Genomic DNA, 22734 nt, shown 5'->3' with positions numbered 1-22734 from the left:
TCCATGAAACGAAACGGCAGGCGGCCTGTACTTGCTCTAAGCATCGCCCTTGTGGGCGCATTGCTCCTACCTCAGCCCACAGCAGCCACTGAAGGCCCGCCCTCCCCCGATCGTCAGGCTGCATTACGTACTTTGCTCCATCAAGAATGTGGTTCTTGCCATGGTCTTTACCTGAAAGGAGGGTTGGGCCCGGCGTTGAACGCCTCTGCCTTGCAAGGTCAAACCGTAGAGCAAATTGCCTGGACGATTCTGCATGGACGCCCTGGTACGGCCATGCCGGGCTGGAGTCCATTTATTGATCCTGCGGAAAGCCATTGGCTGGCCGGATTTCTACTATACGCTTCGGATACTGCGCCATGAAAGCACTCATCACTCTTGGTCTGGCTTTGGGACTTGTCGCTTGCGCCAGCCCTCCCCGAGGCACGCATGACCTAGGCCTGGTTGTGGAGCGCGCCAGTGGCAGTGTCGCCTTGGTTGAGACCTCTCATGCCAGCCAGCTTGCACGTATGAGTGGCCTGGGTGACCTCTCCCACGCCCATATCACTTATTCCCGCGACGGACGCTACGGTTATGTGTTCGGACGGGATGGGGGTTTAAGCAAAGTTGATCTGCTGAAACAGGTCGTAGAGCGTCGCATAATTCAATCTGGCAATGCCATCGGCGGGGCAATTTCCCAAAACGGCAAACTCATTGTGGTTCAAAACTACGAACCTGGCGGAATCAAAGTCTTTGATGCTCAGTCCTTAGACCTGATCAGCGAAGTCCCTGCCGAATACGCTCCCGGCCAACGCGCGAAAGTAGTCGGGCTGGCCGACCTGCCCAATCAGCAATTTGCCTACTCCCTGTTTGAAGCGGGTGAAATCTGGCTCACAGACTTATCTGACCCTTTTCACCCGCAAACTCGGCGCTTTGCTGCAGGCCTTCAGCCCTACGATGCCATGGTCACGCCCGACGGTCGCTATTACATTGCAGGCCTGTTTGGGGAAGACGCATTGGCCATGCTGGACTTATGGAATTCAGAGGCCGGAGTAAGAAAAATACTAGAGGGCTACGGTCGTGGACAGAGCGCCCTACCTGTCTACAAAATGCCTCACCTACGAGGATGGTCCATGGCAGGACAAGACCTGTTTTTACCGGCTATAGGTCGCCATGAAGTCTTGGTCGCCAGCACCCTCAACTGGCAGGAAAAAACCCGCATTCCAGTTCAAGGGCAGCCCGTGTTTGTCATGGCTCAGCCTGATGGCCGTCAAATCTGGGTGAACTTCGCCTTTCCTGATAACGACAAGGTTCAAGTCATCGATGTCTCCACCTTGCAAGTGACGCAGACCCTGGAGGTAGGTAAGGCCGTCCTGCATATGGAATTCACACCACGTGGCGAAGCAGTCTGGATTTCTGCGCGCGACGACAACCGGGTCAGCGTGTACGACACTCACACTTTCAAGCGCTTGAAATCCCTGGATATTCAGCAACCCAGCGGAGTGTTCTTTACTCATCGGAGCAGTCGCATTGGTTTCTGATCTCTCCCCGTCGGCCTTCCAATTGCTCAATGCTTGGCAACACGGATTTCCCTTGGAGCAACGTCCCTTCCGAAAGCTCGGACTGCTACTGGGCTTAAGTGAACAAAACGTACTGGACTATTTTCAGCAATGGCATGCAGAAGGCATCATCAGCCGCATTGGTCCCGTACTAAACCCTGCCTGTATGAGCAGCACTCTAGTGGGGATGCACGTTCCAGCCGAACGTCTTGAGTCTGTAGCTACGTGGGTGAGCACGCTGCCCGCCGTCAACCATAACTATGAGCGCGGACACACCATCAATCTATGGTTTGTGCTGACCTGCGCTGATGCGAAGGAACGTCAAGCCACGCTGAACCACATCACTAAGCACACCGGGCTACTCCCCCTGTCGCTGCCCATGATCAAGGCCTACCACATTGACCTAGGATTTAGCCTGGTCGATCACGACAAAGTCACCAGCCCCTTGTCCACTAGCGCTTGCCTGCCCGCAGACGGTAGCCCGGAGCGAACACTACTGGAATGCACTCTGCAAGGCTTAAAAATCCAAGCTGAACCCTTTAAGCCTTGGGCAGAGCAGGCAGGCATGAACGACAAGCAGGTCCTGCAGCACATCAAGCTATTTTTAGAACAGGGCATTTTCCGACGATTCGGTGTGGTGCTACGCCATCGGGCCTTGGGCTATCGCGCCAATGCCATGTGCGTCTGGACCGTGCCCGATGCCTTGATTGATGCTCTGGGGGAACAGCTGGCTCAGCAAAGTGACATCACCCTATGCTACCGACGCCGCCCCCATCCACCTGAGTGGCAACACCAGTTGTTTTGCATGATTCACGGTAAAGATCGGGAACAAGTCAGGAAATTACATGCCTCGCTCAATACCCGTTTGGGGCTCAGCCAGTTTAAACACGAGCTGCTCTTTTCCACTCGCTGCTTCAAGCAACGCGGCGCCTTGCTGAAGTCTCCCCACCATGACTGATACCCATATCGATCATAAGCACTCATCCGTCGAGCTGGACAACACAGATCGACGCATTATCAATCACTTGCAAGACGGCTTCCCAATCTGCTCGCGCCCTTTTGCTGAGCTGGCTCCTATTTTTGTTCTGAGTGAATTGGAGCTAATCGCCCGCGTATCTCGCCTGCGGACATCGGGCGTGCTGACACGTTTCGGACCTCTTTTTCAAGTAGAAGCGCTAGGCGGTGCGTACTGTCTAGCGGCCATCGCTGTTCCAGATAAGCGTTGGGACAGTACCGTCAAGGCGGTCAATCGCCACCCCGAGGTTGCGCACAACTACCAACGCGACCACGTGCTGAATATGTGGTTCGTACTGGCGACCGCCCAGCCAGAAGAAATTGAACGGTGCCTGCACGAGATTGAGACGGAAACAGGCTTACCCGTACTGGCGTTTCCCAAAGAGCGGGAGTATGCCCTTAGTCTGAAACTGGAGCTTTGAAATGGATCATCTACATTCCACATACTCCGCGCTGATCCGGGCCTCGCAACAAGGCTTAGCCATAGAACCGCAACCCTACAAAAAGCTGGCTCTGGAACTAGGCATGTCAGAAGCGCAGGTACTGCAGAATTTCCAAACCATGCAGGAACAAGGCCTGATCCGCCGCATTGCAGCCATTCCCAATCACTACGCCTTGGGCTACGTCGCGAATGGCATGTGCGTCTGGGATATTGCAGACCCTGCCTTGGACCTTGTTGGTACCTGGCTAGGCTCACAAGCCGGTGTCAGTCATTGCTATCGACGCCCTCGCCGCCTGCCCGCCTGGCCCTACAACTTGTTTGCCATGTTGCATGGCAAAGACCACGACACTGTACGCCAGCAATCAAACGCTATTAGCGAACAAATCAAGCAGCGTTTTCCAGAAACTCTGGGAGAACACGACATTCTGTTTTCCACCGCCATTCTTAAAAAGACTGGCTTGCGTCTTCGGAGCCCATAAGCATGTTTCGCATATCCCGTTTCATCTCGGCCCTGGACAGCGCTACTCATACTCGCGCAGCAAGCCCTGTTCGTGCAACTAGCACTTCAGCGGCTTGTGCTGCTGTCGCGAACATGGCTTCTGCCACCTCTGCTTCTTCTTCCGCCAATGCGTCCCATCAGCCACCCATCCCCTGCTCTACAGCAACGCCCACACCTTCTGCAATTGCTCCCGCCATTCGCCTAGCTCAAGCGCCAGTTGTGATCTGGAACCTGATACGTCGTTGTAATCTACATTGCAGCCACTGCTATTCAGCCTCCACGGACAAAGACTTTCCGGGTGAACTCAATTACGAACAAGTGTGCGCCGTCATGGACGACTTACATCAGTTCGGCGTGCGCGCATTGATCCTGTCCGGTGGCGAACCTTTACTGCGGCCCGATATCTATGAGCTGGCCCGATATGCCAAAGCCCTAGGTATGTACATAGGCCTGTCCTCAAACGGAACTTTAATCGACGAGCAAAACATTGATCAGATTGCCGATTGCGGCTTCGATTACGTCGGTATTTCACTGGATGGTCTACAGGCGAGACACGACCGCATTCGGGGACAGGAAGGAGCCTATGCCGCTTCCTTACAGGGATTGCGACTATGCCGGGACCGTCAGCTCAAAGTCGGGCTGCGATTTACCCTGACCCAAGAAAACGCCATAGACCTGCCGGGCCTGCTGGCTGTAATGGACAAAGAGCAGATCGATCGCTTTTACCTGTCCCATTTGAACTTTGCAGGTCGCGGTTTAAGCAATCGCGCCCTGGCCAGCCACCACGCAGTGACACGGCTGGCGATGGAACAACTTTTCATCACCTGTATGTCGTACCAACAAGCCGGGAATCCCAAGGAGTTCACCTCTGGCAACAACGATGCCGACGGCGTTTTTTTCCTGCATTGGGTGCGTCGTCACTACCCTGAGCATGCTGCAAAAACTCTCGCCCTATTACGCCAATGGGGCGGGAACTCATCCGGGCAGGGAGTCGCTAATATCGATAATCGTGGCAATGTGCACCCGGATACGATGTGGTGGCATTACTCGCTAGGGAATGTGTTGCAACGCCCTTTCTCTGAAATTTGGTCTGACAAGCAAGAGCCCTTACTGGCGGGCCTACGTCAGCGACCGCGACCCGTACAAGGCCGCTGTGCAACGTGCTTTTACCTGGATATCTGCAATGGCAATACGCGCACTCGGGCTGAAAAAAGCACAGGCAATGTATGGGCTGAAGACCCTGGCTGTTATCTGAACGATCAAGAAATTCAGGCTTGATGTTAGGCGGCTGGGGGACAGAGACAATTGGCTTACCAGCCCCGCCTTGCCCTGCTCCGTTCTGTTCTTTTTCTTTTCTTTTCTGTTCTGCTCCGTTCTATTCCACCCCACCTCAATCTCATTTCATCCAAGCCTATTCCATCAGGTTAGGTCATGTGAGGTGAGGTGACATCACATCAAGAACACCCAAGCCCCTGATCTAAGTCGCCCCGACCTTTCCCACATCGCTTTCGTTTCCTTTACTCTACTCAGCCTTGCCTTGCCTTGCCTTGCCTTGCCTTATCCAGTCTGATCTAGGTTCTAGTCTGGCTAGGCAAGTGCTATGAACAATTAACTATAAGAACAAGCTGACTGGAAGTCTTGTAAAGCAAGACCATTGAAAGGCGCTTCGTAATCCGAGCCCTAACCTGGCACGCTAAGCGCCCCATCCATGAAGCGCTGCGATAAACACTGATCAGCCCTGGCAACCATAAACAATCCTGGCACAAGCAGCAGTGTGTAGCGAAGTTGGTACACCTAACACTCGACTCTGACTTCTCTCAACACCGCCCTATGCTCTTTCCCTCGAGTCCTTGCCAATCTAAAGCACCCGCAGCAGCGCAGCTAACAAGCCTCAAAAAAAAAGAGGCAAACACCTTGCCTCGTATCGTCCAAATTCAGGGAGCCCCCTCCCTTTACCCTCAATAAAGAACACCGTGCAGCTAAAAAAAGTTAGCTGAAAATCAAATACAGGTGACACAGCGCGGATGCCCGATGGCGGAAAAGAAGCGGAAAACAGCAAACCAGAGACGAAGAACGGGAGATGGAAGGTGAAGATGGGGATGGGGATGGGGATGGGGATGGGGATGGGGATGGCAAAAGGCTACTTTCTACTCACTATTCGCCGATAGCTAGTAGCAAATAAAGTAGAAAGCAAGGAGTAGAAGGATGAGGAGGGAGGGAGGGAGGGAGGGAGGGAGGGAGGAAGGAAAGAAGCAGGAAGCAGGAAGCAGGAAGCAGTCTGCAACCAGCATCCCACCGTCACTTAGCGGCTGTCATCGGCAATCGGTCACCTGCCACCTGTCACTTGTCACTTGTCACTTGTCACTTGTCACTTGTCACTTGTCATCAGCTCAGCTTAGGCCAGCGCACACTCCAAGCCTTCTTTCCGTAATAAATCAATTAGAGGCTGTGCATCCCAGGATGATTTCCACGCAATGACGATACGCTCGCCGGCTACCCAAGAATCACGCAGCGGCTTCCAAAACTGAGAGTTCAGCAAGGTATCCTGCAGCACTCCCCCCTCTTGATCCAGGGCCACTAAACGTGCGTCTCTGCGAGCTTTTTCCAGTATTGCGGGCAGCATCAATGGCAGGTACAAAACCCAATCAGCTTGGTTCAATTTGCGTAGCGATCGCAAGTTGAGCAAGTCCACTGCCTCCAAGTCGGCGATAGGCAGGATAGTCACTTGAATGGACTGCTGAGGCGTCTGAGAATGCAAGGCTGCCTCGAAAGCGGCAATCGCCTCTGCCCCTTGCCCTTGTGCCAAGAGATCCGGGATAGGGCTATCCAGCACGTAGTCAAAGAAGTGCCGGCGTGTATGCACGTCCGGAAAAACCTGCTTAATATCTGCTCGACGGCTGGCCAGCAAACCTGCCAAGTCCCCCAGCGATTCTGGCAGCTCACTTTCTATCCATTCGCGCACTCGCCGCGCCAACACCGGTGCCGAGCCAGCAGAGGAAATGGCCACCATCAAGGGGGACCGATCAATCATGGCGGGCACTTGCACTGTAGACAGTTGCCCGTCATCCACCACGTTACAGGGCAGGCGCAATGCATCGGCTGATTGAGCCACGATTCGGTTGACCTCACGCCGTCCGGTGGCGGCAATAACCAGCCAGGCCTGGCGAACATGCTCGGCGGTGAACACGGTAAACAAGCTGTTCAAGGCACCTGCTTGAGCACTGGCACGTAGCCAGGGGGTTTGCTCGGGAGCAACCACAGTGACTACGGCTCCGGCACGCAGCAATAGCCTGACTTTGCGTTCTGCCACTGTGCCGCCTCCCACCACTGTGACAGCTTTACCCTTCAGATTGAAAAACAAGGGAAACACATTCATTGCACTACATCCTTAAGGCGCCAGTAGATACTGGCGCCCGGTTCATACTTACTTCAGGCTGGAAAAATAGCCGGCCAATTCATTCACCATGTCCGGGCTCAGGGGCTCGGCCATGGGGCTCATGATGGGATCGTTACGCTCCCGAGTTTTGAATTGCTGCAGCTGCTTGACCAGATACTCCACTTTCTGTCCGGCCAAGTTGGGGTACATGCCCTCTGTGCTGATGCCTTCAAGGCCATGACACGAGGCACACAAGGGCAGCATGGAGGAGGCCTGAGTGGACAGTTCAGACTGCCCATGCGTGCCTTGCAAGCCGACTGGCTTTTCCGCTGCCCAGGTTGCGCTGGAACCCAAGAGGCCGACAAGCGCCAAGCTGATAAAAAGCTGTTTCATGTGGTTCCCTTGCTTAAAATTTTTGGGTTTCTGGCTGACCAATCGTGAGCCAGCGAGTACGAGCACGGGAGAAAATGCCCGATGGGCTTTCCATCTTGTGCTCGGCCACCAGATCCAGACTACGGCTGTCATAAATCTTCAAGCGGTCACCCCAATAGCCCGAGCTGATGTACAGATAGTCGCCAGTGCGGTTGTAGTTGGGGAAGAAGGCATGGCCGCCTACGTCCAGTGTTTTGGCTACGGACAAGGTCTTTTTATCGATCAGCTGAATCCAGGCAGCACGTTTGTCCTTATCGATGATGTCCACGGCAACATAAGGTGCATTGGGATGCGCAGCCGGTGATTCCGTTGCCCCGGCGACCGGGATTTGCTTCACGACTGAAAAGTCCTTGGTGTCCCAGACAGTGACTACAGAGCCCAGTTTGCAACTGCCCATATTGGTGCCAAATGCAAGCATGCGGCCATCCACTTCCGTCACCGCCCCGGAGCCTGCGTGCGGCTGGCAGCCTGCCGGAATATCACGTACCACCTTGTCGTCTTTTAAGTCGATGGCCACGTATTTATTATCGTCATACGAGGCAACCATGGAGTAACGGCCGTCTGGTGTCAGGAAGGTGTCGTGCAGCATGCGCCCTACTTTGCTGAGTTTGGTTACCGGCATATCGGGCTTGTCGGGATCAATAATCCAAATCTGCCCTGCCTGACGCAAGGTGAGCGCGAACTTGTTATTGATCCGGCTGCCAATGATAGGGCCACCGGCAGACTTGATGAAGTTGCCATCCGGGTCCTCGCCTTCCAGTGCCAAATACTTCACAGGCTCCAGGGTATCGGCCTTCAAGATCACCATGCTATTAGGGACAAAGGAGCTTAAGGCCAGCCACTTGCCGTCCTTGGACAAGGCGATGCCTGTGCCTGTCAGACCTACTTTGGCCTGACGCACGATTTGCAAGGTGTACAGATCGATCTTGTACACATGGCCGTCATCACTTTTCAGGTAGCCCCAACGCTCGTTACTGGGGCTGAACTCCATGATGTGAGGTGCCCCGACAGTGGCAATTTCACCCACCAACTGGTTGTTTTTGCCGTTGATGAACACGGCCCTGGCCTTGTTGGCACCATCCCCGCGGCCATAACGTCCACGCGCCATGATGACCATCAGGTCATAGACCGAATCGATGTCGTAATTAGGTTTGGCGGGCAAGGTAGATTCATCCACCAAGACTTTGACGCTGGCACGAATGTCATCCATTCCCCAGCTACGCTCGGCCACAGGTTCGTTCTTGATCATCTTGGCCAGCGCCCGAATATCTTCGTCCGGCAAACGCCCGACGAACGGCGGCATCAAGGTGTCCGGGATACCCGTCATGATGGTGCCGCGCAAGGCGATTTCACTTTGAACCAGGCGATCTCGATGCAAACCCGGTGCGATATACCCTCCCCGATCCGCTGCGTGACAGACCGCACAGTTTTGCTGAAACAAGTTATCTACCCGCAGTTGCTCTTGCGTCGGGGCAGCCATTGCTGCACTGACGGCGGTAGACAGGAAAGCAAGGGTCATCATTTTTCTATACATTCCATTACCTCCAACAATTGCCTTGCTAAAGGGCAAGACCACACAGACTATAACGATTGTTATTTTTTGTTGATAAGGTATGGATACAGACTACACAATGGGGATGGTTTTTTTATATCGCAATTACAAGAAACTAAATACTCCTACATAGATAAAAACATCCATGTCAAAGCTCCAGGTGGCAGATCAATAAGCTGGCTAAATTTATCACGATCGAATACTCAAATTGACCTAACTCAAGTTAAAAGTAATGAGGGCTGCCTATAGTTGCCCGGCCCCAACTCGCCCTTGATGGCCTTGATTATTCTTCTGGTCTTGCCATGCTCTCTTTGCCGATTACGCTTTCACACACGCATAGCCCGCCTTACAAACGACAGATTGCTCGTCAGATTGAAACTCTGATCTGTTCGGGTCGCTTGCAAGAGGGCAACCGTTTGCCCTCCATCAATCGCATGGCGTCCTTGCTGCAGGTTTCAAAAAACACGGTCATGGGAGCGTACGATTTATTGATCGATTCCAATCTGATCCACAGTGAACCCAGCCGCGGGTTTTTCGTGGCCACGCCAACCCGAAACGGACGTAGCCGTCTGGCTCCAGACTTCGTGCTGGATACCGTGCACTGCCCACGTTCCTTGCGCGTGAATACGGCCCAAGCCAGTGGTGTGCATGTCCCTGCGGCCAGCGTACCGATTCGTTTTGATTTCAAGATCGGCCGCCCTTCGGTCCATGCCTTCCCGCTACGCCAGTTCATTTACCTGTCCAATCAATTGCTGCGCTATGCGGGATCGGCCATGGCGGACTACCCGCCCCCTGAAGGGCTGTGGGGATTGCGTTTGCAAATTGCGGATTATCTGGCCGCCAGCAAGGGAGTATTAGCCGATCCGGACCACATCATCATTACGGCTGGAACGCAGGAATCTCTTAGCCTGATCGCCTCGCATTTTCTGGATGAAAACAGCTGTGCTGTGTATGAATCCCCCGGCTACAACGGCTTTAAGCATTTGCTGACTCGCCACCGGGCAGAGGGTATTGCCATCGCAGTTGATCAGCAAGGCTTGCGAACAGAGCAATTACCCGACAGAGCCGTGCAACTGGCGTTTGTCACGCCGTCCCATCAATACCCGCTGGGGCACACGCTGTCTGTCGCACGCAGGCAGGAGTTGCTGGCCTGGGCCAAGACCAGTGGCGCACTCATTATCGAAGACGATTACGACGGAGACTTTTGCTATGGCCCCGCCTTACCAGCACCTCTTAAGGCGATGAGCCCTGGGCAAGTCATGTATCTGGGCTCTTTCTCCAAAACCTTGGGGCCAGGCCTGCGCTTGGGATATATGGTGTGCCCTGCCAATCTGAGCCAGGACTTCATCGCCCGCAAAGCTTTGCTCAATAATGGCTCGCCTTGGCTGACGCAAGCGGTGCTGGCGCGCTTCTTTGACGAGTATGACTATCCGCGTCATCTGCAATATTTACGCCGTCGCTATCTGGAACAGCGCAATACGCTACTGCAAGGCTTGAACAAGGTGTGGGGAAATGCGGGGGTGATCAGCGGGCAGAATGCCGGCATGCATCTGGCTTTTCGTTTACCCCAATGCAGTCCTGACGCCAACCAGGTTGCAGCACGTGCGCTGCAACAGGGCATTCGGCTGTACCCGTTGGCACAGGCAGCCAGCCAGGAAACAGATAGCACGAATGCGCGCCATCTGCTTTTTGGCTATGCCAATCTGGAAGTCAGGGAATTACAACAAGCGATGCAGCATCTAGCCCTGATCAAGCCCAGGCTGAGCCATGACTAGATGCGCTATTCGTTCAGGACTGGGCCAAGGCCTGATCAAAGTCCGTCGTCAAATCAATGATCTCTTCAATGCCAACAGAGATACGCAATTGATTGTCGGAAATACCCATCAGGGCACGTTGCTCGGCACCCATCTCGTGGTAAATGGTATGGGCCACGGGCAGAACCAGACTGCGGTTATCACCCAAGTGAGTGGCCAGTACAAAGACTTTCAGGCGATTCAGGAAATCGAAGATCTCGATACCGTCTTCGAGCACCACGCTCATCAAGCCGCCAAAGCGCTGGCCAAACAACTCCGCCGTACGTTCGTGCTGAGGATGATCTTCCAAGCCGGGATACTGGACCCACTTAACCTGCGGATGAGCCTTCAAGTGGCGCGCCAAAGCCAGCGCGTTGGAACAGATGCGTTCCATGCGCAAGGGCAACGTTTCCGAACCTACGGCAAGACGGTGAGCCACGTCCGAAGACAGGGTACCGCCCATATCACGCAAGCCCTTTTTACGAATCTGCACCAGACCCCAGTTCTGCGCATTACCGTTGCGGTAAACGTCGGCAATATTGGGATAGGTGCTCCAGTCAAACAGGCCAGTGTCGGTCACCATGCCGCCCAAAGCATTGCCGTGGCCGCCAATGTGTTTGGACAGAGAATTCACCACCAAAGAGGCTTTGAACTCGCGGCCAGGAGACAGGTAGGGCGACGACAAGGTGCCATCAACCACATACAACAGACCTTCGTCCTGACACCACTGCCCCACCCCTTTCAAATCCGCCACTTGAGTGCCGGGGTTGGCGATGGTTTCAACAAACACCATGCGGGTGTTGGGCTGGCGGGCTGCCTGCACCTGAGCAACGTCGGTGGCGTCCACCAAGGTGGTTTGCACACCCAGATCCCGCAAGGTTCCCAGCAGGCTATTGGTATTGCCGAACAGGAATTTGCTGGCAATCAAATGATCGCCTTGGCGCAGCAAGGTAAAAAGGGTGGCTGTCAGCGCCGCCATGCCTGTAGCAAAGCTGACGCTGCCTATGCCCTTTTCCATGCGCGTTATCTTGGCCTCTAGGGCCGCTGTGGTGGGCGTCCCTTGGCGAGAATACGTAAAGCCGGACTTGCCCTGAAAGACTGCAGCCAGCTCACGCGCATCCTTAAAACCAAACTCGGTCGAAGGGTGCAATGGCTGGTGTATAGCGCCATGCTGCGTGCCCATGCGACGGTCAGAATGCAAGGTAGAGGTAATAAAGCCGTTTTCGTCCATGATCGTCCTAAGCCCATATTGCGTGTGTACACCGCCAGCACTGATCGGATTTTGCCCGGCTGACGGCCAATTACCTATTATCTGGTGAAGCGGCGGCTCAGGCCCGCCGTTTTTTATACAAATAAGTAATTAAGAAAGTAACAAGACTTAAAAGAAATTAAGGCTGGCTACGCTGGCGCAAGGTTTCGTACAAGCATACGGCGCTGGCAACGCTAACATTCAGGCTTTCCACCGCGCCCATCATGGGGATGGAAACCAGCTCATCGCAAGTCTCACGCGTCAGGCGGCGCATGCCTTCCCCTTCTGCCCCCATGACCCAGGCCATAGGACGGCGCGCATCGACTTGATGAAAGGTATGGGTGGCCTGGTCACTGGTGCCCACCAGCCAGACATCACGCTCACGCAACAGGCGCATAGTGCGTGCCAGATTCGTGACCGTAATGTAAGGCGTGGACTCTGCGCCGCCGCAAGCCACACGGGAGACGGTGGCATTCAAGCCCACTGCGCGATCACGGGGAGCGATCACGGCATGGGCACCGGCAGCATTGGCACTACGCAGGCAGGCGCCCAGATTATGCGGGTCTGTCACGCCATCCAGAATCAACAAAAAGGGGACCTGTCCGGCCTCCTCCAGATCATCCAGCAATTCATTCACATCCACCGCCAGCTCTTGCTCCAGCGCCAATGCCACCACGCCTTGGTGACGCGTGCCCCTGGCCAGACCTTCCAGACGCTCAATGGGCACAGCCATGACTTTCAAACCGGCCTGCTCGACTTGCTCGATAAAGGCAAGCATACGTTTATCGCGCCGGGTCTGATCCACATAGACCTCACGCACCGTAGCGGGGCTATAACGAACTCGGGCAATAACGGCATGAAAACCGGCCAAAACCTGCTGAGGCATAACAATCCTTGAAGGAAATAGGTGCAAATAAAGAAAGCCGGGCAAAAAGCCCGGCTTGGCATTGTACGCCTATCGGCGTCGCCCTCTAGGGCTGCGCGTGGACTTGGCAGACTTGGCCGCCTTTTCCGTACTGCGTTTTTCATCCCGCTCGGCCAACTTCTGAGCAGCACGTCGCTGCGAAGCAGTCGTGCCCTTCAAAGCCAGCGGTTTGGTCGGTGCCGCTTTCTTGATGGAACGCTCGGAAGTCTGGGGCGATTCGGCAGCCGCTTTCACCGCCTTAAAGCCAACGCCTTTGACCAGACGGAACTCGATACGACGCGCCTCCAAATCAACTCGAGCCACCTGCACCTGAACAGCATCGGTCAGGCGATAACGCAGGCCGGTGCGTTCACCACGCAGCTCGTTGGACGTTTCGTTGTATTGGAAGTAGTCCGCGCCCAGTTCGGACACATGGACCAAACCTTCCACGTACAAGGTATCCAAGGTCACGAACAGACCAAAATTGGTCACGCCGCTGATCTTGCCGGAGTATTCCTCGCCCACATGCTCTTTGACAAACCAGCATTTGAGCCAGGCTTCCACGTCTTTGGAGGCTTCATCCGCACGACGCTCGCGCGCCGACAACAAAGCACCCAATTTTTCCCAGCGTGCAAAATCTCGCTTGCTGGCAGGCAAGGCCGCATCGCCCGGCTCTTCAGCAATTGCGGGGATATAGCGCTGACCCTTCAAAATGCCTTTGATGACGCGGTGTACCAGCAAGTCCGGGTAACGGCGAATAGGCGAAGTGAAGTGCGCGTACTGCGAATAGGCCAGACCAAAGTGACCGGTCTTCTCAGGGCTGTAAATAGCTTGCTGCATGGAACGCAGACACATGGTCTGAATCACCGCAAAGTCAGGACGGCCACGAGCGGCTGCAACAACCTTGGCGTAATCAGCAGAGGTAGGCTCTTCGCCCCCTTCCAGCGTCAGGCCCAGGGTGCGCAAGTATTCGCGCAAGGACTCCAGCTTGGGAGGTGTTGGACCTTCATGCACACGGTACAAGCCGTTGCGACGGCTGCGTGCCATAAAGTCGGCAGCGCAGGTGTTGGCCGCCAACATACATTCTTCAATCAGCTTGTGTGCGTCGTTACGAACCAAAGGCTCAATGCGTTCGATCCGGCCCAAGGGATTGCACACAATCTTGGTTTCAACCGTATCAAAATCAATGGCGCCACGAGCGGTGCGTCGCTCTGCCAAAACGCGGTACAGGGAGTACAGATTTTGCACAGGTTCCAGCACATGCTGTATCTGAGTAGCCGCTGGGCCATTAGGTTGCTGCAAGGCGCTCCAGATATCGGAATACGTAGTGCGCGCGTGCGAGTGAATGACCGCTTCATAAAACTGATAGGCCGATACCGTACCGGACTTGGCTCCATCAGCCAGAATGACCATATCGCACACCATGACCAGACGATCGACCGACGGGTTCAAGGAGCAGATACCGTTGGACAAAGTCTCGGGCAGCATAGGAATTACACGGCGCGGGAAGTACACACTGGTACCACGCTCCAGAGCATCCTCATCCAGCGCATCGCCAGAACGCACGTAATGACTTACGTCGGCAATCGCGACCAGCAGGCGCCAGGCCCAACGCGGCCGCTTGCCGGTGCCAATATCGACTCGTTCGCAATACACCGCATCGTCAAAGTCGCGTGCGTCTTCACCGTCAATCGTGATGAAGGGAACATCGCGCAAATCAACCCGGCCTTTGTATTCCGTAGGTTTGACCTTGGCGGGAATACGGGCCGCTTGTTTCAGAGCCTTGTCCGAAAAATCGACAGGCACTTCAAACTTGCGCACCGCGATCTCGATTTCCATGCCGGGATCGTCAATCTCACCCAGCACTTCAACCACCCGCCCCAAGGGCTGGCGGTGGCGCTCGGGCTGCTGCGTAATTTCTACCGTAACAACCTGACCCGGTTCGGCATCGCCCTGCTCCCCGCTGGGGATCAGAATGTCGTGCTTGATGCGCTGATCTTCAGGCACCACGATAAAGGTGCCACGCTCACGCAAGAAACGTCCCACCAGTTTGCTGGTGTGACGCGCCGTAACTTCAACAATTGATGCATCGGGTTTGCCGCGGTATTCACCAACGATGCGCACCATAACGTGGTCACCGTGCAACACCTTGGCCATTTCTCGTGGCGACAGGAACAGATCGGACTGTCCGTCGTCGCGCTGCAAGAAGCCGAAACCGTCGCGATGGCCCAACACTTTGCCCGCGATAAAGCCTGTTTGGCTATTTTTGCGAATCTTGCCTTCGGGGGAAATCAGCAACTGTCCATCGCGCTCCATGGCGCGCACTCGGCGCTCAAAACCCACCGTAATTTCTTTGCCCAGGCCCAGCTCTTGGGCCAGATCCAGCATGCTCAAGCCGTCCGCATCATCGCGCAGCGCCGCCAGGATCACTTCCCGCGTCGGGGTATCCGGGTCGAAGTCAGGCGGCAACTCATAACGGCCCGTTGATTGAATACGGTCCTCAGTACTGTCTTGATGTTTTTTATTCAAAAGGACACTTCCATTATTAATAAATTATGCCTATAATCCTTTTTCTTTGCTGCTCACGCAGTAAAGACGTTGAAGGCTTTTGGCACAGACATAAGCATACAACGATATGCCCAGGTGGCGGAATTGGTAGACGCGCATGGTTCAGGTCCATGTGCCTTCGGGTGTGGAGGTTCGAGTCCTCTCCTGGGCACCAAAATTCCGAAAGGTCGATTATCGCAAGATAGTCGACCTTTTTTATTGCGTGGCCCAATCATAATTTCATAGTCTGCATAAAAATAGATTGAGTCCGCACGAGCTAAAAGATTCACGTCAATCACACTGAACTCTTTTTGCACGCCGCCTGCCTTCCAGAAAAGATCATCATAGAATGATCAAGGGCTTTCTTTACAAGCCTGTGAAAAGAAACCTGAAATAAAAAATAACGCGGCACTAAAACAATCAATACGCTGCGCAGCCGTCATCAGGTGTCGCTCTCGTCTTCTTTCACCGGTTTACAGCCATAAAAAAACCGATTGCAAACAGGCAATCGGTTCTGGGCTTCAGGGCGTGCTGCGTTTAACCGCCGCAGCCTCCGCAACATGCACCATCTTCACCATGTGCTGGTTTGGCAATTTGATAGCCTGCCCGCTCCACGGCCGCATGCAGATCTTCCAGGGAGACCTGGGTTTCATCAAAGCGTACTGAAGCTTTGGCATTTTCAAACGACGCATCGGCCGCTTGTACGCCATCAATCGCCGCCAAAGCGATCGCCACTTTATCGGCACATTCGGGGTGTTGCAGACCGGCTAGTTTCAGCATTCCAACTTGCATTTTTCGTCCCTTTTACATGAGGTGAGGCAGTTGATGAATAGCCACCGCCCATAAAGATATATATTAAATAGATCTTCTGAATACAGCAAGGCAATCAGTGACAAGTACAGCAGGCAACACAGGCAAACATAAAAAAAGCCTGGCTTACCCGCTGACCACAGGCAAACCAGGCTAAAAACACCTTGGCCGATGACTCCCTTGACGCTGATGCTGTGTCAGCGGCTCTTGCAGACCTTGGTGTAGGGATGGGCGCCTATCTCATCCCCAACTTACGGCTGGCTGCCAGCAAAGCCACGATGCTGAGCACCGCCGAGAAAATCAGGTAATAACTGGGAGCCACAGGCGAGCCAGTCAGCGAGACCAAGCCGGTTGCAATGACGGGCGCAAAGCCACCAAATACGGTCACCCCCAGGTTGTAGCTCAAGGACATGCCGGTCACTCGGGTGCGCACCGGGAACACATCGGCCATCAAACCAGCCAAAGGGGCAAAGTAGACCGCCTTGAGCAGCGCCATCAGCCCCACCACCAAAATCAGTGCGGTCTGTGTACCCACCGTGTTCAGCCACATAAAGGAGGGGAAAATCACAACCGCATAGACCACGGCCGCAAACAGCATGATTTTGATTCGGCTGACTTTACCGGCCACATAGCCAACCATGGGCGTGGCCAAGGTCAGAATCAAACCACCTGTCAGCGTTGCCAGAAACCCGGCTGACTGCGGGATATGCAAGGTGGTGGCCGCATACGAAGGCATGTATTTAATGATGAAGTTCGATGCCGTGGAAATAATCAGCGTTCCCATCGCAATCAGAAGCAAGGTTTTCTGCGACGTCAGCACTTCACGCAAGGGTTGGCTCCCCGGCTCGCTCTCTTTGAAGTCCGGCGACTCATCCACCGTTTTACGGATGTAGTAACCCACCGGCCCCAAGAGCAAGCCGAAGATGAAGGGAGTACGCCAGCCCCAGTCCAGCATTTGCTGATCGCTCAGATTGGACGTCAAGACATAGCCAAACAAAGAGGCCAAGACCACCCCAAAACCTTGGCTGGCGAACTGCAAGCTGGCCACAAAGGTACGGGCATTTTTGGGGGCATGCTCCATCATGAACGCTGTGGAGCTGCCAAATTCACCGCCCGCAGAAAAGCCCTGAATCAAACGCGCAATCAAGATGCCGATAGGTGCGAGCACACCGATTTTGGCGTAGCTGGGCATAATCGCAATCATGAGTGTTCCCACCAGCATCAGCAGGATGGACAGAGACAAGGCCTTTTTACGGCCGTGCGTATCAGCATAAGAACCAATTACCGCTGCCCCGATAGGCCGAATCAGAAACGAAATCCCAAAGGTGGCAAAGGCCAGCACCAAGGACACCGTAGGGTCGGTGCTTGGAAAAAACACATGGCTGATTGTCAGCGCGAAATAGGCGTAAACAGAAAGGTCGAACCATTCCAGCGTGTTGCCCACCAGCGAAGCCGCAACGGGCTTCCAGAATGAGCGCGGCGCGGGAGCCGCTGCCTGATTATTGTCCATCGTATGTATCCTCCTTATTCCTGTCGTTTTATGGGCAGCACGCTGCCCTTTTTTTAAGTGTTCTTGTGCAGCTCGCCCAGTTCCCAGAAGATGCTGGTCATCATGTCCAGCCCCTCCTGAATCACCGGTGTGAGCATGTGTTCATTTGGTGCATGTTGAGCGCAGCCGGGATAAGAATGCGGCACCCAAATAGTTGGTAATCCCAGCACATCGGCAAAAATATCGTTGGGTACCGTGCCCGCCAAATTGGGAATCAAGGCAATGGGCTGGTCCGTCACTTGCCGTATGGCCTCCCTGACCCGGGCAATCCATTCATTAGCAAGGTCCAGCCGCGTCGCAGGCGTTACCCGGTCCATATGAATGCGAACCTGCTCAAAGCCGTGCGCATCCAGGTGCTGACGCAGCGCCGTTTCCAGCTGTTCCCACTGCGTTCCCAATACAAAACGCAGATTGCAAAAAGCCTTGGCCCTGGGCGGGATCGCATTCACCGGTTTCTGTGGATTACCGGCCTCCAAGGCCAATACTTCCAAGGTGTTCCAGCCAAACAAGCGCTCGCCGTAGCACAGGCCCGGTTCGCCCCAATCCTCGCTCAACGACTGGCCCAAGGTCTCTTGGCCTATGGCCAGATCTTCAATAGCGGCGCGTACGTCCCCAGGTATCGGGCCGGGCGTCAAATCACGACACAGAAGCTTGCCCTTGCCATCCACCAGACACGACAGCGCATTGGCCAGCACGACAGCCGGGTTTTCCATCACCCCACCCCAGTTACCGGAGTGCAGCCCACCTTGCCGAGACACCACTTCCAAGGCAAAGAGCGCCGTGCCTCGCGATCCCAAAAATAGCGTGGGCCGACTGGCGTTCAGACGAGGGCCGTCGGAAGCCAGGAACAGATCTGCCGACAGCAAGTGGGCGTGCTGCTCACAGAACTCACGCAAACCCACCGAGCCGCGCTCTTCGCCGGTCTCAAAAATAGCCTTTACGTTAAAACCCAAGCGTCCGCCACGAGCCTGAATCACCTGCTCCAGAGCCGCCAAATTAATGGTGTGCTGGCCTTTGTTATCCGCCGTACCACGGCCATACCAACGCTCGCCATCAATCTTTAACGACCAGGGCGACAAGCCTTCTTGCCACTGATGATCATGCCCAGGGACCACATCGCCGTGACCATAGGTCAAGACGGTAGGCAGCGTGTCGGACTCATGTCGGTGAGCGACCAGAATTGGGCCCGCCCCCTGGGGGTTGTCCATGATGCGCACCGAAAACCCCAGCTTGCTTAAGGAGGGACTCAATTCCTGATTCAAATACAGAGACAACTGATCGGCCTTTTCGGGCGTCTGGCTGTCACTTTGAATCGCAACCCGGCGGCGCAGCTCGGTTTCAAAGCCACCGTCGTCAAAATAGGCACGCACCTTGGCTAATGCTTCACTTTTTCCCATTCGCTTAGTGTTCTGTCATTGATATAGAAAGTGGGACTATAAAATCTGGCCTTCCTTCTGTATATTTCTATCTTTCGAAGCTAAACCGCTAATTTTTAGAACCCTAAAAACGAAGCAAATTGAGTGAGCAATCAACAGGACCAGCGGCCACATTCATGGACTACAAATACTTCCTGGCGGTTATGGAGACAGGCTCCTTGGCCGCCGCCAGCGCACGGCTGCACATTGCCCCCAGCGCCATCAGCCGGCAAATTGCTTTATTGGAAGAATCGGTGGGTGTGACCCTGTTCGAGCGCAGGCGTCGCGGCATGGTGCTCACTGCCGCCGGACAGGCACTGGCCGAGCACGCTTTGCGAGTACGCCTGGAGGAAGACGCCCTGCTGCAAAGCTTGCGTTCAAACGACTACGCCCAAGCGTATTTGATTCGGGTCGCCGCCACTGAAGGCTTGTCGCGCTATTTTCTGCCCGCCGTCATGGCCGACTTTGCGCTTCGTACCCCCAAAGCCCAGTTTGTCTTGAAAGTCGGCACCCCCCACGAATGCCTGGATCTGGTCCGAAATGGCGATGTGGATATCAGCGTCATTTTCAGCACCGCGCCCTTGCCGGACGTAGAGGTGAATTACTCTTGCCGCAGCCCTATTTTTGCCATCATGCAGCCTGAGCATCCCTTGGCAAAGTCGGCTACCTTGTCGCTCAGCGAATTACAACCTTATCCCATCGTTATGCCGGGAGAAGAGTCCACTCAGAAGCAGTTGTTCAACCACGTGTGTCAGATGGAAAAACTGAATTTTAACGAGGTCTTTACCTGTAATTATTCGGGGGCCTTGCATGAGTTTGTACGACGCACAAATGCGATTGCCTTGGGGGCCTCGATCAGCCACCGCAGCAGTCGGGACAATGGCTTGAAAACCATCGCCGTGCAGGACTCTCGCCTTGAACGGGATATACAGATTTTGAGCATGAGCAAGCGAGTCTTGCCAGCCAGCGTGACAGACTTTCTACAGGCTTTGATTCGCGATCTTGGTCATGCCTGATGCCCATATTTTCAGGGCAGATTTTCCCGGAACACCACAATGCTGTTCATGGGTTTTAACTTCAGGCCCGCCTCTGCCCCGTCCCCCATCAGCCGGGTGCTGGTCAAGACCCTCACGCAATTCAAAATTGACTGCTGAGGGTCCTGCATGATGACGGCATCCAAGGTGCCATCTATCAGCAAGGCGCGCACGTCCGAGGTCAGGCCGTGGCCAACCACAATCACCTTCTTTTCGCGCCGCGCTTCTTTAAGCGCCCGCGCAACCCCTTCGGGCGCACCGCCAATATTGTAGATACCGATCAAATCCGCATGCTGCTCCAACAGCAGCCGGGTCTGTCTGTAGTTGCTCTCCGGATCGTCATGCCCTTCCCGCACGCCAATCACTCGACCCACCCAGCCCTTTTCCTGCATCAGCTGCAAAAACCCTGACTCCCGATCGCAATGCGCGCGATAGCAAAGACTGCCCGCTATCAAACCAAAACTACCTGATTGCCCGCCGCTTAAGCGGCTGAGCAAATAGGCGGCCAAGCGGCCCGTTGCCACATTTTCCAGCCCCACGTAGGCACAGCGCGCCGAGGCCGACAAGTCAGATATCAAGGTCACGACGGGAATGCCATCGCCAACCAGGGTATCGACGGCTTCTCGTACCAAAGGATGCTCCAGCGCCATGAACACCACCCCGTCCGTGCGGCCACGCAAACCCAGCAAAGCCTTGACCAGGGATTCATGATCGAAGCCATTGAATACCTCGGTATGGCATTCCACATTAAAGGGCTGCAACTGGGCCTGTGAGTAGTCAATGGCATCACCGAACATATGAATCACCCGATTGCTGCCCGCGGGCAGCAAAAATGTGATGTGCATAGGTTTCGTGTAGCGATCGGCATTGAGCTCGGCATCGCTGATGTAATTGAGCCTGCGTGCCGCTTTGAGCACGTGTTGAACCGTTCCGGGACGCACTCCTGGACGCCGGTTCAACACCCGATCTACAGTCGCCGTAGACACGCCCGCCACACGGGCAATATCGCTGATTTTGGGAATTTTATTATTCAATCAAAAACCATCATTGGATTGGCTGGACAGGCTTTCAGTGGCTTCTATACCATACAAAAAGGCTAGTGCTACAGCACAGCAAAAAACATCATAAAAACATGTAAACCAGAGGGAGACAAGGCCAGGCATTTTGGGATCAGTATGTACTGCTTCCGTTCGATGCCAACGGCTTCACCCATCCAGCCATGACTTATACCTTTGACTTTTCAAGCGTGCTGCTTCAGTGGCCGCAACTGCTGCAAGGGGCCTGGATGACCATCAAGTTATCCGTTCCGGCCACCGTGCTGGGTTTTATGGCCGGCACGCTGCTGGCGATTGGCCGGCGCGGCTCATCCCGCCTGATATCGCGCCTGTGCGGCTTTTATGTAGAACTGATCCGTAACACACCTTTGCTGGTACAGATTTTCCTGGTCTTTTTCGGGCTGGCAACGCTGGGCTGGAAAGTGACGGCCTTCGGTGCTGCCCTGGCCGCTCTGGTCATTAACGTGGCCGCCTATACCTGCGAGATCATGCGCGCCGGGATGGACTCCATTCACAAGGGCCAGCTGGAAGCGGCGGAGTGCCTGGGTCTTAGCCGGGCCCAAACCTATTGGCATGTAATTTTGCTGCCCGCACTGGAGCGCGTCTACCCGTCCTTATGCAGCCAATATGTGCTGCTGATGCTGGCCTCCTCGGTCACCTCGCAGATTTCGGTTGAAGAGCTGACCGCCATGGCCAACCACATCCAGGCCGATACTTTCCGCCCCTTTGAGGCCTATATCCTGGTTGCCGTCTTGTATCTGGCTTTGTCCTTGCTGATGCGTCTGGTTTTGTGGCTAAGCGGGCAGCTGGTTTTTACTCGTCAGCGTGCGCTGCGCGGCCGGAGCTAAGCCATGTTCACAAGCGGATTTAATGCCAATCACCTGAACTTCCTGCTCGAAGGTGCTTTGTGGACCATTGTGCTGTCCCTGATTTCCTTTATTGGCGGCGGCATCGGCGGTGCGTTGGTGGCGCTGGCCCGCATTAGCGTATGGCGTCCCCTGCGCTATCTGGCCATCGCCTATATCCAGATCATCCAAGGCACTCCCCTGCTGGTGATTTTGTTCCTGTCCTATTTCGGCTTGAGCATCATGGGACTGAGCCTGCCGCCTTTGATTGCAGCCGGTCTGTCCATGACGATTTACGTCAGCGCCTATTTGGGCGAGATCTGGCGCGGCAGCATCCAGTCCGTGGCTCGTACCCAATGGGAAGCGGCAGAGTGCTTGGCCCTGTCACGCTGGCAGCGACTGCGGTTAGTCATCTTGCCCCAGGCGGTACGTATTGCCACGCCCCCAACCGTGGGCTTTATGGTGCAGATCGTTAAAAACACCTCCCTGGCGTCCATTGTTGGCTTTGTGGAACTGGTGCGCGCCGGCCAGTTGATCAATAACTCGATCTTCCAACCTTTCCTTATTTACGTGCTGATTGCGGCCGTGTATTTCGCCCTGTGCTATCCCTTGTCGGCCTGGAGCCGCCGCCTGGAGATGCGCCTTCATTTTGCCCATCGTCCGGTGCAGAAATAAGTTCGGAT

The 22734-nt window shown here is 54.8% G+C and carries 20 protein-coding genes and 1 tRNA gene; 11 read left to right on the top strand and 10 right to left on the bottom strand.

Going from position 1 to position 22734, the window contains the following annotated elements; genetic code table 11:
* Positions 1-51 precede the first annotated feature (51 nt).
* Genes AC1RSM_RS03365 through nirJ form a run of 6 tightly spaced genes read left to right on the top strand, consistent with a single transcriptional unit; the run spans position 52 to position 4768 of the window.
* On the top strand, positions 52-360 hold the full coding sequence (locus AC1RSM_RS03365; RefSeq protein WP_492929480.1) for a c-type cytochrome: 309 nt from the start codon (positions 52-54) through the stop codon (positions 358-360).
* Positions 357-1517, top strand: a complete 1161-nt coding sequence (locus AC1RSM_RS03360; RefSeq protein ID WP_492929478.1) for a cytochrome D1 domain-containing protein — start codon at positions 357-359, stop codon at positions 1515-1517. Before AC1RSM_RS03365 ends, AC1RSM_RS03360 begins: the two co-directional genes overlap by 4 nt.
* Complete coding sequence (gene ahbB, locus AC1RSM_RS03355) at positions 1507-2493, top strand: siroheme decarboxylase subunit beta (RefSeq protein WP_492929476.1); 987 nt, start codon at positions 1507-1509, stop codon at positions 2491-2493. The genes AC1RSM_RS03360 and ahbB (AC1RSM_RS03355) overlap by 11 nt, the downstream gene beginning before the upstream one ends.
* On the top strand, positions 2486-2971 hold the full coding sequence (locus tag AC1RSM_RS03350) for an Lrp/AsnC family transcriptional regulator (RefSeq protein WP_492929474.1): 486 nt from the start codon (positions 2486-2488) through the stop codon (positions 2969-2971). The genes ahbB (AC1RSM_RS03355) and AC1RSM_RS03350 overlap by 8 nt, the downstream gene beginning before the upstream one ends.
* Position 2972: 1 nt before the next feature.
* Positions 2973-3470 (top strand): siroheme decarboxylase subunit beta, encoded by a 498-nt coding sequence (gene ahbB, locus AC1RSM_RS03345; RefSeq protein WP_492929472.1) that lies wholly within the window; start codon positions 2973-2975, stop codon positions 3468-3470.
* Positions 3471-3472: 2 nt separating this feature from the next.
* Complete coding sequence (nirJ, locus tag AC1RSM_RS03340) at positions 3473-4768, top strand: heme d1 biosynthesis radical SAM protein NirJ (RefSeq protein ID WP_492929470.1); 1296 nt, start codon at positions 3473-3475, stop codon at positions 4766-4768.
* A 1117-nt stretch (positions 4769-5885) separates the two neighbouring features.
* On the opposite strand, the gene AC1RSM_RS03335 is transcribed toward nirJ, so the two are convergent.
* The 3 genes from AC1RSM_RS03335 to AC1RSM_RS03325 are packed head-to-tail and all read right to left on the bottom strand — an operon-like array spanning position 5886 to position 8820.
* A complete protein-coding gene (locus AC1RSM_RS03335; protein WP_492929468.1) occupies positions 5886-6866 on the bottom strand; it encodes a precorrin-2 dehydrogenase/sirohydrochlorin ferrochelatase family protein in 981 nt (326 codons plus the stop codon).
* Between the two features lie 48 nt (positions 6867-6914).
* Entirely contained in the window at positions 6915-7259 is a 345-nt protein-coding gene (locus tag AC1RSM_RS03330; RefSeq protein WP_492929466.1) for a c-type cytochrome, read from the bottom strand.
* A 13-nt stretch (positions 7260-7272) separates the two neighbouring features.
* Positions 7273-8820, bottom strand: a complete 1548-nt coding sequence (locus AC1RSM_RS03325) for a cytochrome D1 domain-containing protein (RefSeq protein ID WP_492929464.1) — start codon at positions 8818-8820, stop codon at positions 7273-7275.
* 332 nt (positions 8821-9152) lie between these two features.
* On the opposite strand from AC1RSM_RS03325, the gene pdxR reads away from it, so the two are divergent.
* Positions 9153-10625 carry a MocR-like pyridoxine biosynthesis transcription factor PdxR gene (gene pdxR, locus AC1RSM_RS03320; RefSeq protein ID WP_492929462.1) on the top strand — a complete coding sequence of 491 codons (1473 nt, stop codon included), beginning with the start codon at positions 9153-9155 and terminating at the stop codon, positions 10623-10625.
* 13 nt (positions 10626-10638) lie between these two features.
* On the opposite strand, the gene AC1RSM_RS03315 is transcribed toward pdxR, so the two are convergent.
* From AC1RSM_RS03315 to rnr, 3 genes are all read right to left on the bottom strand, one after another.
* Complete coding sequence (locus tag AC1RSM_RS03315) at positions 10639-11874, bottom strand: cystathionine gamma-synthase family protein (protein ID WP_492929460.1); 1236 nt, start codon at positions 11872-11874, stop codon at positions 10639-10641.
* A 157-nt stretch (positions 11875-12031) separates the two neighbouring features.
* A complete protein-coding gene (gene rlmB / locus AC1RSM_RS03310) occupies positions 12032-12778 on the bottom strand; it encodes a 23S rRNA (guanosine(2251)-2'-O)-methyltransferase RlmB (RefSeq protein ID WP_492929458.1) in 747 nt (248 codons plus the stop codon).
* 69 nt (positions 12779-12847) lie between these two features.
* Positions 12848-15325: a ribonuclease R gene (gene rnr / locus AC1RSM_RS03305; protein WP_492929456.1), complete on the bottom strand. Its 2478-nt coding sequence runs from the start codon at positions 15323-15325 to the stop codon at positions 12848-12850.
* A 108-nt stretch (positions 15326-15433) separates the two neighbouring features.
* On the opposite strand from rnr, the gene AC1RSM_RS03300 reads away from it, so the two are divergent.
* Positions 15434-15518, top strand: a tRNA-Leu gene (locus AC1RSM_RS03300).
* A 362-nt stretch (positions 15519-15880) separates the two neighbouring features.
* Here the strand turns inward: AC1RSM_RS03300 and AC1RSM_RS03295 are convergent.
* From AC1RSM_RS03295 to AC1RSM_RS03285, 3 genes are all read right to left on the bottom strand, one after another.
* Positions 15881-16135: a heavy-metal-associated domain-containing protein gene (locus tag AC1RSM_RS03295; protein WP_492929454.1), complete on the bottom strand. Its 255-nt coding sequence runs from the start codon at positions 16133-16135 to the stop codon at positions 15881-15883.
* 253 nt (positions 16136-16388) lie between these two features.
* Positions 16389-17663 (bottom strand): MFS transporter, encoded by a 1275-nt coding sequence (locus tag AC1RSM_RS03290; RefSeq protein WP_492929452.1) that lies wholly within the window; start codon positions 17661-17663, stop codon positions 16389-16391.
* 53 nt (positions 17664-17716) lie between these two features.
* On the bottom strand, positions 17717-19099 hold the full coding sequence (locus AC1RSM_RS03285; protein ID WP_492929450.1) for a M20 family metallopeptidase: 1383 nt from the start codon (positions 19097-19099) through the stop codon (positions 17717-17719).
* A 155-nt stretch (positions 19100-19254) separates the two neighbouring features.
* Here AC1RSM_RS03285 and AC1RSM_RS03280 point away from each other — a divergent pair, with 155 nt between their 5' ends.
* Positions 19255-20133 carry a LysR family transcriptional regulator gene (locus AC1RSM_RS03280; protein WP_492929448.1) on the top strand — a complete coding sequence of 293 codons (879 nt, stop codon included), beginning with the start codon at positions 19255-19257 and terminating at the stop codon, positions 20131-20133.
* A gap of 11 nt (positions 20134-20144) precedes the next feature.
* Here the strand turns inward: AC1RSM_RS03280 and AC1RSM_RS03275 are convergent, their stop codons facing one another.
* A complete protein-coding gene (locus AC1RSM_RS03275; protein ID WP_492929446.1) occupies positions 20145-21185 on the bottom strand; it encodes a LacI family DNA-binding transcriptional regulator in 1041 nt (346 codons plus the stop codon).
* A 185-nt stretch (positions 21186-21370) separates the two neighbouring features.
* Between AC1RSM_RS03275 and AC1RSM_RS03270 the strand changes: the two genes are divergently transcribed.
* Both AC1RSM_RS03270 and AC1RSM_RS03265 read left to right on the top strand, forming a co-directional pair.
* On the top strand, positions 21371-22054 hold the full coding sequence (locus tag AC1RSM_RS03270; RefSeq protein ID WP_492929444.1) for an amino acid ABC transporter permease: 684 nt from the start codon (positions 21371-21373) through the stop codon (positions 22052-22054).
* Positions 22055-22057: 3 nt separating this feature from the next.
* A complete protein-coding gene (locus AC1RSM_RS03265; RefSeq protein ID WP_492929442.1) occupies positions 22058-22726 on the top strand; it encodes an amino acid ABC transporter permease in 669 nt (222 codons plus the stop codon).
* Positions 22727-22734 lie beyond the last annotated feature (8 nt).

This window comes from Alcaligenes sp. GW821-FHT11D07 (assembly GCF_058808495.1).
The sequence above is the reverse complement of the archived record's forward strand: the minus strand, read 5'-3'. Positions and strand labels throughout refer to the sequence as shown.

Bases quoted from the DNA above. Each gene is read 5' to 3' on its own strand.
- rlmB (WP_492929458.1), bottom strand. From the start codon at position 12,778: ATGCCTCAGCAGGTTTTGGCCGGTTTTCATGCCGTTATTGCCCGAGTT.
- AC1RSM_RS03315 (WP_492929460.1), bottom strand. From the start codon at position 11,874: ATGGACGAAAACGGCTTTATTACCTCTACCTTGCATTCTGACCGTCGC.
- AC1RSM_RS03360 (WP_492929478.1), top strand. From the start codon at position 357: ATGAAAGCACTCATCACTCTTGGTCTGGCTTTGGGACTTGTCGCTTGC.
- AC1RSM_RS03280 (WP_492929448.1), top strand. From the start codon at position 19,255: ATGGACTACAAATACTTCCTGGCGGTTATGGAGACAGGCTCCTTGGCC.
- nirJ (WP_492929470.1), top strand. From the start codon at position 3,473: ATGTTTCGCATATCCCGTTTCATCTCGGCCCTGGACAGCGCTACTCAT.
- AC1RSM_RS03335 (WP_492929468.1), bottom strand. From the start codon at position 6,866: ATGAATGTGTTTCCCTTGTTTTTCAATCTGAAGGGTAAAGCTGTCACA.
- AC1RSM_RS03265 (WP_492929442.1), top strand. From the start codon at position 22,058: ATGTTCACAAGCGGATTTAATGCCAATCACCTGAACTTCCTGCTCGAA.
- AC1RSM_RS03285 (WP_492929450.1), bottom strand. From the start codon at position 19,099: ATGGGAAAAAGTGAAGCATTAGCCAAGGTGCGTGCCTATTTTGACGAC.
- pdxR (WP_492929462.1), top strand. From the start codon at position 9,153: ATGCTCTCTTTGCCGATTACGCTTTCACACACGCATAGCCCGCCTTAC.
- AC1RSM_RS03330 (WP_492929466.1), bottom strand. From the start codon at position 7,259: ATGAAACAGCTTTTTATCAGCTTGGCGCTTGTCGGCCTCTTGGGTTCC.
- AC1RSM_RS03350 (WP_492929474.1), top strand. From the start codon at position 2,486: ATGACTGATACCCATATCGATCATAAGCACTCATCCGTCGAGCTGGAC.
- AC1RSM_RS03270 (WP_492929444.1), top strand. From the start codon at position 21,371: ATGACTTATACCTTTGACTTTTCAAGCGTGCTGCTTCAGTGGCCGCAA.
- ahbB (WP_492929472.1), top strand. From the start codon at position 2,973: ATGGATCATCTACATTCCACATACTCCGCGCTGATCCGGGCCTCGCAA.
- AC1RSM_RS03290 (WP_492929452.1), bottom strand. From the start codon at position 17,663: ATGGACAATAATCAGGCAGCGGCTCCCGCGCCGCGCTCATTCTGGAAG.
- AC1RSM_RS03295 (WP_492929454.1), bottom strand. From the start codon at position 16,135: ATGCAAGTTGGAATGCTGAAACTAGCCGGTCTGCAACACCCCGAATGT.
- AC1RSM_RS03325 (WP_492929464.1), bottom strand. From the start codon at position 8,820: ATGATGACCCTTGCTTTCCTGTCTACCGCCGTCAGTGCAGCAATGGCT.